This is a genomic window from Nonomuraea sp. NPDC051941 (assembly GCF_044593615.1).
In genome coordinates this window covers 18,920-30,591 of record NZ_JBIUCF010000094.1, presented here as the reverse complement: position 1 = coordinate 30,591, position 11,672 = coordinate 18,920, and the positions used below count along the sequence as shown (strand labels likewise).

General features: G+C 68.5%; 9 protein-coding genes. 4 read left to right on the top strand and 5 right to left on the bottom strand.

Annotation, left to right across the window (positions count from 1 at the left end):
- Positions 1–292: 292 nt before the first annotated feature.
- On the bottom strand, positions 293–2,461 hold the full coding sequence (locus tag ACIHFD_RS65580; protein ID WP_397375573.1) for an NACHT domain-containing protein: 2,169 nt from the start codon (positions 2,459–2,461) through the stop codon (positions 293–295).
- A 554-nt stretch (positions 2,462–3,015) separates the two neighbouring features.
- Here ACIHFD_RS65580 and ACIHFD_RS65575 point away from each other — a divergent pair.
- A complete protein-coding gene (locus tag ACIHFD_RS65575; protein ID WP_397375572.1) occupies positions 3,016–4,554 on the top strand; it encodes a polysaccharide lyase family 1 protein in 1,539 nt (512 codons plus the stop codon).
- Between the two features lie 134 nt (positions 4,555–4,688).
- Here the strand turns inward: ACIHFD_RS65575 and ACIHFD_RS65570 are convergent, their stop codons facing one another.
- Positions 4,689–5,078 (bottom strand): ArsR/SmtB family transcription factor, encoded by a 390-nt coding sequence (locus ACIHFD_RS65570; RefSeq protein ID WP_397375571.1) that lies wholly within the window; start codon positions 5,076–5,078, stop codon positions 4,689–4,691.
- A 132-nt stretch (positions 5,079–5,210) separates the two neighbouring features.
- Positions 5,211–6,314, bottom strand: coding sequence for a cation diffusion facilitator family transporter (locus ACIHFD_RS65565; protein WP_397375570.1), 1,104 nt, complete (start codon positions 6,312–6,314; stop codon positions 5,211–5,213).
- A gap of 540 nt (positions 6,315–6,854) precedes the next feature.
- Here ACIHFD_RS65565 and ACIHFD_RS65560 point away from each other — a divergent pair.
- From ACIHFD_RS65560 to ACIHFD_RS65550, 3 genes are all read left to right on the top strand, one after another.
- On the top strand, positions 6,855–7,625 hold the full coding sequence (locus ACIHFD_RS65560) for a glycerophosphodiester phosphodiesterase (protein ID WP_397375569.1): 771 nt from the start codon (positions 6,855–6,857) through the stop codon (positions 7,623–7,625).
- 245 nt (positions 7,626–7,870) lie between these two features.
- A complete protein-coding gene (locus ACIHFD_RS65555; RefSeq protein ID WP_363964607.1) occupies positions 7,871–8,227 on the top strand; it encodes a BlaI/MecI/CopY family transcriptional regulator in 357 nt (118 codons plus the stop codon).
- A complete protein-coding gene (locus ACIHFD_RS65550; RefSeq protein WP_397375568.1) occupies positions 8,224–9,156 on the top strand; it encodes a M56 family metallopeptidase in 933 nt (310 codons plus the stop codon). Before ACIHFD_RS65555 ends, ACIHFD_RS65550 begins: the two co-directional genes overlap by 4 nt.
- 68 nt (positions 9,157–9,224) lie before the next feature.
- On the opposite strand, the gene ACIHFD_RS65545 is transcribed toward ACIHFD_RS65550, so the two are convergent.
- Positions 9,225–10,436: a hypothetical protein gene (locus tag ACIHFD_RS65545; protein WP_397375567.1), complete on the bottom strand. Its 1,212-nt coding sequence runs from the start codon at positions 10,434–10,436 to the stop codon at positions 9,225–9,227.
- Between the two features lie 169 nt (positions 10,437–10,605).
- The gene (locus tag ACIHFD_RS65540) at positions 10,606–11,505 is read right to left on the bottom strand and encodes an FKBP-type peptidyl-prolyl cis-trans isomerase (protein ID WP_397375566.1); all 900 of its coding nucleotides are present in this window, start codon (positions 11,503–11,505) and stop codon (positions 10,606–10,608) included.
- Positions 11,506–11,672 lie beyond the last annotated feature (167 nt).

The window sequence follows — 11,672 nt, the reverse complement described above, 5'->3', positions numbered from 1 at the left end:
ACCGAGACACCCCTCGGCGCGACCCGAGTCTCACACTTCGCGCGCCTCGACCTGGCACTCACCGCATGACCCACCGAATTGGGCAACGGAGTCCTGAAGGCGGGGGTCTCCTCGGAGGTAGCCGATGAAGCCGGCGGTCGGCTGCGGGCGAAACCCGTGTGGTGCACCGCTTGTGCCACGGCACCTGTCTGCGGGATCGCCTCAACTGGCGCCGGCCGCTGAACGACCGGCGGGCAGACCGCTTCAGCTGTGACGAAGCCGGATGAACTTCTGGATCATGCCTGACAGCGTATCAGGGGGCGACGCCGCGCATACGTCTCGGCGTGAAGCTGGAAGCAGCTAGATGATCTTGTAGTTCGGCGTGGCGGAACTGGTAGAAGGGTCCCACGGTCCGCAGGACGCCCAGGTGGTGCAGATCGTGCAGGAAGCGCATCAAGCGGAACGGCAGCCGGCCCGATGGCCCAAGGTGCACCAGGGCGATGGTGGACATCAGCCACATGTGCTGGCGTTTGGTCACCAGACCGAATGCTATGCCGCAGATGATGCCCATCCCCATGTCCACGGCCGCGGACGGGAGAGGCGGCACGATGGACGCCTCGTTCATGAAATCGACTGCGAAGCCGACGATCGCCCCCAGGAGAAGTGCGTTCATCAATTGCAGACCCACGAGGCTTCGGTTGACCCGCCAGGTGGATTGCGGGGTGACGGCGGCGGTGAACGGCGGGAGTCGATTCTCGTCTGGCTGGGCGGGCTTCTTGTCCTGCTGCCGCGACACCCGCACTGTCACCCAGCCGATGCCAAGCGCTGAGAACAGGGTGGCCAGGCCCATCTTCCAGCCGTGCACCCACGCGTTGTAGCCCACCGCCGGCAGGCCGAGGCCGACCGGCATGATGAGGAAGATCATTCGCACGTCGGACAACAGACCGCGGGTGAAGTCCTGCAGCCGTTGCCGTACGCGCAGCGGAGCGAAGTCGGGGGTGCGGGCGGCCTGCATCGCGGACAGGCCGAAGAAGATGCCGAAGGCCGAGCCGAAGACCGGCCCATAGGTCAGCATGGCGGTCAACGCGGCCGGGAGTGCGAACACCAGACCGCTCAACCCGCCGATCCAGGCACGGGCGAGTGCGCGCCGCGTTCGTGAGGCGGGCAGTGCCTGGTCGGTCAGCCGCCACCAGGCCAGGTCATGACCGCCGGATTCGGCCTGCAGGCGTGCCAGCCGCTTTGTCCATTCGGTGATGATGGCCGGATCCCATGTCGTAGGCCGGATCGTGGTGCGTGCGTTCAGCAGCGCACCAAGGACATTGTCGAGCAGGTGAGCGCGCAGGGCCCGCGTGTCGTCGGCGTACTCGGTCGCCAACGGAGCCGGGTCGGCGTCCGGCTGGTCGATGTAGACGGCCCGGACCAGCCATAGGCCCAAGGCGGTGGAGGTGACGTCGGCCAGAGCCGGCGCGGAGCCCTCCCTGAGGGCACTTAAGACTTTGGTCCACGCCGAGGACGAGGAAAGCGCGGGCAACGCGGCACTCAGGTAGTTCGCCACGATGTCGGGGAGCAGCGTCTTGGGCGCGATGACGGCGGCGGCCTTGAGCGGGCGCCGTGCGGCGGTGACCGCGTTGCCGTACTCGGTGGTACGCGACGTGATGATCACCTGATCGCGTTCCATGAGCGTGCCGGACAATTTCTCGATCACCTTGGCGCGGGCGGGCTCGGGCAGTTCGTCGAGGCCGTCGAGAATGGCCAGAATTGAGCCACGGGCCGCCAGAATGTCGGCGCCGTCCTGCTGGTTACCCGGCGTGCGCAAGGCGGCGTAGTCGGTGCGCACGCGCTCGGCCACCCAGTCCTGAAACCGAGGGTGGGCCTCGATGTCCCAGTCGGCGACGGGCAGGAGCACCGGGACCGGGTCGTTGTCAGCACGCGTGCGGATCAGTTCCAGCATCAATTGGATGGCCAGGGTGGTCTTGCCCGTGCCCCGGCCTCCGGTGATGACCAGGCGGCGACGGCGCAACGCGCGGAAGGCGACGGCGAGCGCGGCGATGTCGTCCGATCGGCCCGACAGCGCCGGCTCACGGTCGGCGATCAGATGCGGGTGATCCATGAGCTTGGTTCGGCGGGTCATGTGCCAGGAGACCGGGATCGGCGGATCGCCGAGGGAACGCGTCACCACCTCGTCGCTCCACCGCTCGTGGACCAGCTGGGCGAGCTCCCGCATGGTCTCGGTGACGGTCCCAGCGGGGGCGAGCACGCGCCCGGCCCGTTCGACGATCAGCCCGGCCACCACCGCCGCCACGATGGTGCCGGCGAGCCAGGAGCCGCTCCACACGCCGTCGTTGAGCACTTGGTTGGCGGCCACCGATACCACGACCGGCGCGAGCACCATGGACAGCCACAACAGCCGGGCCCGCCACCGCCGCTCGCCCACCACGGCGGCCATCGCAGTGATCGTGACCTGCGGCCGGCGACCTTCCATCGCGTAACACCTTCCGCTGCATAAAAGAGGGACGAGGGACCGCCTGGAACTGCGCGGGACCGCTCCTGATCTTGTTCGGTCCGCTGCGTGTGCGGAGGTCCGGGCGCGAATATGGGCACGATCGCGGGATCAAGCGCCCGTGATGCCGATGGACGCGATGAGCCTTCTGGTGGCCGAAGCCATGACGCTGCTCCTTTCCGCTGCCGATCGGGCCTTGCGCTGATGAAGGTAGGCCGCGACTGGTTGAGGATCTGTAAGGCGGAGCGTGGCCTGCCCCCACCGCTCCTGAGCCAGACGCAGCCGGCCGAGAGCTTCGTGAGGCGCCACCGGGTGGCGATTTGAAAGTTTCACGCCGCATTGACACTCGGAAAGCGCTTTCCTACGGTGTGGGTCATCCCCAACGCGGATGTGAGCGGCTGCCGGCCTCCGCCCTCTCGTCGGAGGCCGGAGCCGGACCCCGGCGACCGACCTGACCCTGCAACAAGCCCGATGCCGCGGCGGCGACCGCGCAGAGAAGATCGCACCCGTTGTTCGAAGGAGAAGGTGAAACGAGGATGAGACGAGCAGTCGCGTTGCGACTCCAGGTGGTGCTGGCCGCGGTGGCCATCGCGGCCGCGGCCGGTGTGGCCTTGCCAATGCTGCAGGCATCAGCGGCGGCCGGCGGCGCCAGCGGCTACGCGAGCGCCAACGGCGGAACCACCGGTGGCGCGGGCGGGCAGACGGTGAGGGCCACCACGGGGACCGCGATTCACGCGGCCCTGTGCAACCGGGCCAGCAGCAGCACCCCGATCATCATCGAGGTCTCAGGGACCATCAACCACGGCAACACCACCAAGGTCTCGGGCGGAAGCTGCAACACCGCCGCCGACGTGATCGAACTCAAGCAGATCAGCAACGTCACGATCATCGGGGTCGGCAGCGGAGCCGTCTTCGACCAGCTGGGCATCCACATCCGCGAAGCCCGCAACATCATCATCCGCAACGTGACCGTCCGCAACGTCAAGAAGTCGGGCTCGCCCACGTCCAACGGCGGTGACGCCATCGGCATGGAGAGCAGCGTCCGCAACGTCTGGGTCGATCACGTCACCCTGGAAGCCTCGGGCGGGGAGGCAGAGGGCTTCGACGGCCTCTTCGACATGAAGAACGACACCCAGTACGTGACCCTGTCCTACAGCATCCTGCGCAACTCCGGCCGCGGCGGGCTCATCGGATCCAGCGAGAGCGACCGCTCGAACGGCTACATCACCTTCCACCACAACCTGTACGAGAACATCGACTCCCGCACGCCCCTGCTGCGTGGCGGCATCGCCCACATCTACAACAACTCCTACGTGAGCCTCCACGAGTCGGGTATCAACTCCCGGGCCGGAGCCCGCGCCAAAGTGGAGAACAACTACTTCAAGAACTCCAAGGACGTCCTGGGCACCTTCTACACCAGCGAGGCCGGCTACTGGCAGGTCGGCGGCAACATCTTCGACAACGTGACCTGGTCCGCCCCGGGCAGCGAGAACAACCCCGCCGGACCCAACCCGCAATCCAACACCACCGTCAGCATCCCCTACTCCTACAGCCTCGACGGGGCGAGCTGCGTACCGGGCCTCGTCCTCCAGACAGCCGGCGCCAACAAGGGTCTGCAGGAGTCGAACGGCAGCTGCACGCCGCAGACACCGACGGCCACACCGACACCGACCGTCAGCCCCACGCCGTCACCCACCCCTTCGCCCGGCGGGCCCAACCTCAGCCTTGGAGCCGGCTCCGACGGCTCCAGCAAGGCCGACGGGACCAGCTACGGCAACGTGCGGGACGGCAACATGAGCACCTTCTGGTCGCCGGCCGGCTCGACCGGTGACATCTCGATCAAGTGGGGCTCCGCCACCACGGTCTCCAGGGTCGTCATCCGTGAGGCGTCCGGCTCCGAAGGCGGCATCGGAGCCTGGCAGCTCATCAACGCCGGAACCGGAGCGGTCCTGAAGTCCGGCAGCGGCGCGGGCGCCATCACCTTCACGCCGACCTCACTCAGCAAGATCACCTTTAGGATCACCAGCTCGGCGGGCACGCCGAAGGTCGCCGAGTTCGAGACCTACGCGGGGTAGCGGCTCCGCTCCGTCCGCCCGGGGACGAAGGCGGGGCCGTCAGACGGACGACCCCGCCCCGTCTCCTTGGGAAGGTGCCGGCTGGTGCGGCAGGTCGCGGGTTCGATCCGGAGTGGTTGTCCCTCCGGTGCCGATCACGCGTTCCCGTCGCGTTCGGGGTGGATGGCGTCGGTGTGCTCGGTGTGGGCGAGAGCCAGGTCGAGCAGCATCCGTACGTGCGGGTCTTCCAGCCGGTAGTAGGCCATCCGGCCGGAACGGCGCGCGGCCACGATGCGGTGCGCGCGCAGCAACCGCAGAGCGTGGGAGACGGCCGATTCGCTCTGGCCGGTCACCGCGGCCAGATCGCACACGCACAACTCGCCGTCCAGCAGTGCCACCAGCAGTCTCAACCGGTTCGGATCCGACAGCAGCCCGAAGATGTCCGCGGTGTCAGTGAGGTCCTCGGCGGCCGGCATCCGCTCGTATACGGCGGCCACCCGTTCACCGTCGACCACCTTGACCGTGCAACCGTCTATTGCCAACACGCCATCATCTGAAGAACCGTTCACATGAATAGTTTGTCGGCATTGCGACAAATGTCAATGACGTCATGCTCGAGCAGGTGACACTGCGCGGGGCGGTCATGGGACGCGGTGGCGTGCCCCCGAGTGCGGAGTTCATGTCCGGGCCTTCGGGTCATGACAGGAGGAAGCCGGCGCCGCGGGCTCGGCCGTGCCGCTGTCACCACCGGCCGTCTCATCAGGTCGGAGGGAGTGATGGGTGGGGCCGTGCGGGTCGGCGCAGTGCTGTACGAGTCGACGTAGGGCGCCGTCGTCGTCGAAGGCGTGGCTGTCGGGCGAGGCGTGGTCGACCTGCAAGGTGGTGTGCTCGATGCCGTGCCGGTCCTGCAGCAGGTTCTCAACTGCAAGACGTGCGGCGTGGCAGTCGGCCCCCGGGGTGACCAGCACGTGGGCCGACAGGGCGGCATATCCGGATGTCACCTCCCAGATGTGGAGGTCGTGCACCTCGACCACGGTGTCGAGGGCGGCGATCTGGCGGCCGACCTCGGTAGGGTTCACTCCCGCCGGAGCGGCTTCCATGAACACCCGTCCTGCGTCGCGGACCAGGCCCCATCCTGCCTTGAGCATCAGGGCGGCGACGATCAGGGCGGCGATGGCGTCGGCGCGGGTCCAGTCGGTGAGCCAGACGACCAGGCCGGCCAGGGTGGTGGCGATGAAGGCGTAGAGGTCGTTGAGGATGTGCTGGAAGGCGCCTTCGACGTTGAGGCTGGAGCGGTTGGCTTTGGACAGCAGCCAGGTGGCGGCCACGTTGACGACGATGCCGGCCAATCCGGTGAACACCACGAACAAGCCCTCGACCTGGGGCGGCTCGATCAGACGGCGGATGCCCTCGAAGCTGAAGTAGGCCGCGAGCAGCAGCAGGGTGATGCCGTTGACCTGAGCGGAGATGATCTCGGCGCGCTTCAACCCGTAGGTGAAGCCGCCTCGCGGCGGTCGGGCCGCGATGCGCATCGCGATCAGGGCCAGCACGATCGCCATCGCGTCGGTGAGCATGTGGCCGGCATCGGAGATCAGCGCCAGCGACTGGGCGATCACGCCGATCACGACCTCGACGGCCATGAAGCCGACGATCAGAGCGAGCGCGCCGCTCAGATAGCGCCGGTCGGCCTGCGCATCGACAGCATGTCCGTGGCCGTGCCCATGCCCGTGGCCGTGGTTCCGTCCGGCCCCTTGGTCCTGGTGCCTGTGTTGATCAGACATGCGCTGAGCTCCTTGGACGACGGTGAATGACGTGTGATGGCCAGGTCATGCGGGTCGAGCAGCCGATAGACCGGACCTCCGCCATCTACGACATCTGCTCAAGTGTTCATGTATGAACATGATTTCGGCCGAGGCGCTCCGCGTCAACACTTCCCGCACACCTTTGCTTCTACATATGAACATTCAGTCAGATGTTTAAACTAAGCGTAATGAGTCAACTACTCTGCGTAGAAGCGCATGGGAAGGGCAGCGCATGAGAACCGTCTGCAACTCCGCACTGGTGATGGCCGCTACGACCGGATGGCCGGCACTTTCGAGCCTGCCGGCCGACGCCACCCCCGTACCCACCCTCCAGCCTCGCTCACAAAACCCGTGGTCTGCAGCCTCCGGAACGGCGCCACTGGCGCGACCACGACCAGGTGACGACGCCGGATGAGCATCTCACCCCGCCCCCGGCGACGTCCGCCGACCGGCGACGGCACCCTCGAGGCACCGCTTCCACGGCATCCGCCCCTGGCACACGGGCGGTGCCGTTCCCTCGTGGCCACGTTCACCGCGGTCGTACAGATCGTCACTACGGCGGTCCCGGCTGACGCCGCCCGGGCGGCGGGGCAGTGCCGTGCACCCGGAGTGATCGCCCACCGCGGCTATCCTCCCTCCGGGTCGGAGAACACCCTCACGTCGCTACGGCAGGCGCTGGCGGCCCGTGCCCGTCAGGTGGAGATAGACATACGCTTCACCAGGGATCACCAACCCGTCCTCATGCACGACGCCACGCTGGATCGCACCACGAACGGCAGCGGTCTGGTGGCCACCTCGTCCATGGCGCGGCTGCGCACGCTGCGTGGTGGCGACGGCCTCGCGCCACCTGCCTTGGCGCAAGTGCTGGACGCGCTGCGCGGCCGCGTCGACCTGGTGCTGATCGAGCTGAAGAGCGTCCCGGACGACGCCGACGCTCGCACTCTCATCGCCGTCTATCACCGCTATCGCGCCTATGACTGGACCGCGCTGACCTCGTTCCTGCCCACCGCGCTGAGCCGCGTCTCCTTCCTGCCAGTCACCCAGGGGCTGCTGGCCAGCACGACGCCGCCCCCTGCCCAGGCCGAGCACTACGACTTCGTCTCCGTCCGATACGACCAGCTGTCTCGCTCGTGGGTGGACAGCTACCACGCCGCCGGGGTGCACGTTTACGCCTGGACTCCCAACACCCCCACCGCCTGGCGGCGCCTGGCCGGCTATGGCGTCGACCGCATCATCACCGACCGCAGCCTCAGCTATTCGAGCTGGGCGGTCACCCTGTGCAGCCGCTGATACGCCGAGAGAGGAGTCATCGATGACCGCACAGCATCACGAGGACGAAGAAGCCTGCGCCACCGATCCCGCGTGCCGACCGGCGGCGCCGGCTGCTGCCACGACGCTCACGGCACCGAATCGCATCAGCCCTCGTCCGCACGCCTGACTGCCGGCGCGACGCGGCACTTGTTTGATTGCCCGTCGACGGACGGCATGGGGACGGTAGCCTTCTACCTGGAGTAGAACACGGCAGGAGGGCCACGGTGCAGCTGGGCAACCTGGAGCGATCGGTCATGGAAGCCCTGTGGGAGCATCCGGACGGCATGTTCGCCCACGTCCTCGCAGCCGGCCTTCCGTCCCAGCCCGCCACCACGACGGTGCTGACCGTCCTGATGCGGCTGTCGAACAAGGGCATGGTCTCCCGCGAACGCATCGGGCGAGCGCACCTCTACAAAGCCACCGCGGACAAGGACGCCTTCGTCGCCGAGGCCATGCGCGCCGCCCTGGACGAGGCCGGTGACGTCGCGGCGGCCGTGCAGCGCTTCGTCGGCACGGTGACGCCGGAGGTGGCCAGCGCCTTGCGCGAGGCGCTGGGCGAGCGGGACGGATCCGCGCCGTGATCGCCTGGCTGATCGCGGCCGGAATCGCCCTGCTGCCGCTGGCGCTGGGCGACCAGGCTGCGCGCAGGCTGGCCGGGGCGGCCTGGACGCACCGCTGCCCCCGCGCGGCGCTGGCGCTGTGGCAGGCGATCGGAGTCGCCGCCGGTCTGGGCGCGGTCGGTCTCGGACTGGTGGCCGCGGTCGCGCCGCTGGCCGCGGTCTTCCCGCACGGGGCGCACACGCTGGCGCGCCAGATCGTCAGCGGCCACGGCCTCGACGGGCTCGGACCGGTGCAACTGCTGGCTCTGACCTGGTCGGCGGGCCTGATGAGCTGGCTGCTCATCCACACCGTACGCACCACCACCAAGACGATCCGCGAACGCCGCCGCCAGCGCCTGCTGGTCGACGTGGTCGCCGACCATTCCCCGGCCCACGACGTCTACGTGCTGCCGGTGGCCGAACACGTCGCCTACTGCGTGCCCGGCAGGCATCGGCGCATCGTGCTCAGCCAGGGCACCCTGGACTCGCTGACCGGCCAGGAACTCCAGACGGTTCTCGAGCACGAGCGCGCGCATGCCCGAGGCCACCACGACCTGGCGCTGCTCCCCTTTGTCGCGCTGGAGCACGCGTTCCCGTGGCTGGTCTGCGCCCGGACCGCACGGCAGACGGTGGCCGTACTGCTGGAGATGATCGCCGACGATCACGCCAGCCGGGCGCACGGGGAATTGCCGCTGGCCCGCGCGCTCGTCCGCATGGCGACCTGCGGGCCCGGCCCTGGCCTGGCCTCGTTCGGCCTGGCGGACGCGGGCGTCGTCGAACGGCTGCAGCGGCTGCTCAGCGAGCGCCGTCAGTCTCATTGGGTGCCTGCGGCGGCTTACTCGGCAGCCGGGCTGCTGCTCAGCGGGCCGGTGGCCGTGCTGATCGCTCCCGTGGTGTGCATCACCGTGTAGGGCGTCCCAACTCGCGCGCATGAGCCTGATCCGGTCGATGTGCGGCGCGAAGCGGACTCTTCGGTGGTTCAGTCGCCGTGCAGGCCGTCCGGGTCGCAGTAGTCGATACGGTTGGTCGGCCTGAAGGAGGAGACGATGATCTCGCGCTTGAACGGGCCGCCCTTCGGCACGTCCTCGGCCGACACCTCCAGCGTGAACTGCTGCATCGCACGCAGTGCGCGGCCGCCGACGACGACCGGACGGCGCACCAGATAGATCGCGGACCAGGGGCAGCAGTAGTAGCTGCCGAACGGTTTCCCCTGGGCGTCGATGGCGAACGTGATTGCGCCGCTCTGCCGGGCGGCGTCGATCTCGGCCTGGATGCGCAGGGTGAGGGCGGGGGCAGGGTCGTACTCCCACATCTCCTTGATCGCCTGGCGTGCCCGCGGATCGGCCTGCCAGAAGCTCCGCTTCTGCGGGTCGGTCAGGCACCAGGGGTCGAAGCCGCGGACGTCGGCGACTTTCAGGTTGGCGGGCGGGACGACCTGCCGTACGCCGGGGCCCCGGTAGCCGCCGATCAGTCCGGGCATCGCGATGAGCTGGCCGAGGTGGTAGTAGATCTCCAGAGCGCGCTGCAGGCGCTGCTCGATGGCCTCGTGCATGCGCGGCGCCGGGTCGGCGTCCAGCAGCCCTTCGGCGTAGTCGGCGGCCGTCGCCGCCTCGGCGGCAAGCTGGCGCAGCCGTTCCAGTGCGTAGCGGTGCCTGTCGGCGTCGGCGACGGTCTGCTCGAAGACGCCGAGCGCGACCTCGGCGTGGCGGCGGATGGCGCGCGAGGCGGCGAGCATGCCGTGCAGGTGCGGCAGCGGACACGGGCTGGCCTCGGCCCATTCGGGCAGGTCGGCGGGGAGCAGCACCTCTTTCTCCACGAGGTAGCGGGAGTTTCCCGCGGCCTGGCGCGCCCGTGACACCCAGCCCTCCACCTGAGCGAAGCAGGCGTCGACCTGCAGAGCGGTGACCTGCGGCACGTAGCCGACGGTGCTCGGGTCGGCGGCGTAGTCCGCGTCGAGCAGGTGCTCCCCGATGGCCTGCAGGACGAACGCGTTCCAGGTGCACAGCAGCTGCCCGGCGGCGGCCTGCGGGCCGTGCCACAGGTTCACTCCTTCGACGGCCAACCGGGCGCGCAGCGCCTCGGCCCGCTCCAGTTCGGTGTAGACGAGCCCGCCCGCCCGGCGATAGGCCTCGAGCTCGTCTGCCCTGACCTCCCCCTTGAACGCCGCCGCCATCCGCGTCATGAACGACATGCATGCCTCCCCGTTGTTCCCCGTCCGTCGAAGCGTACGGTCGGGCATGATCCCCCAACCGGTACATTTCGATCACGACTTGCGAACATCACGCCGAACGTCAATGACGTCAACAGCCGAGGAGAATGGCGACGGCTTGGCAGCGCTGCAGGGTGCCTGCCGAGGGTTGTCAGTACGCGCCCAGGATGTCGATGACGAAGACCAGAGTGTCGTCGTCCTTGATCCCCACCGCCTCCGGGCCCTTCTTGCCGTACCCGTCCTTGGGTGGGATGACCAGCAGCACCCGGCTGCCGACCTTCTTGCCGGTCAGCCCTTCGAGGATGCCGGGAATCGTGCCGGTCAGCGATGACAGCGGCGCCACCTCTCCTCTGTTCCAGGAGGAGTCGAAGACCTTGCCGTTGCGCCAGATCTGCCCCTGATAGTGGGTGACCAGCATCTGATCGGCGCGGATGGCCGGGCCGTCTCCCTCGATCAAGGTCTCCGCCCGCAGTTCGGCAGGCGGATCCGTCGCCGGGATCGCCACCGCCGGAGCCCTGCCCGCCGGCCCTGCCGTCACCTGAGGAAGAGCCGGGTTGGCCGGGCGCGCGCGACCACGCGCGGAGGCGGTCTTCGGATACGTGGCGAGCAGGTCGACGACGTAGATGAGCGTGTCCGTGCCGGTCACCCCGGTCTCCGCGTTGCCACCGGCGCCGTAGCCGTCCTTGGGGGGAATCGACATCACCACCCGGCTGCCGACCGTCTTACCGAGAAGGCTCTTGTCCAGGCCGGGGATGAGCTCTCCGATCCGCATCACCGCCGGTTTGCCGCGGTCATGGCTGTTGTCGAGCTCCCGGTGAGAGGTACCGGTCCAGGCGTAACTGGCGAACTGGACGACGGCCAGGTCTCCCTGGGCCACGGCCACGCCCTTGCCCGCGATCACGGTCTCAGCCTTGAGGTCCTCGCCCGGCTGCCCTCCCTCGGCGAAGGTCACCTGCGGCTGCTCGCCGAAAGCCCCGGCGACCCTCAAAGGGTCCTTTTCGGGCATCAGGTAGAGCGTGATCCCTGCGGCGATCGCCAGAAGGACCACCACCCCGCACACCAGGACGATCAGGCGTGTCGAGCGCCTGCCCTCCGGGTGGCCGGAGACCCTCCTCGACCGCCCGGCACCGCCCCGTAGGCCGGTGGAGGATGTGACTTGAGCGAGCTGCCCCATCAGGCCTGGTCCCCCCTGCGGTTCGCCGATCATCAAGAGCTACG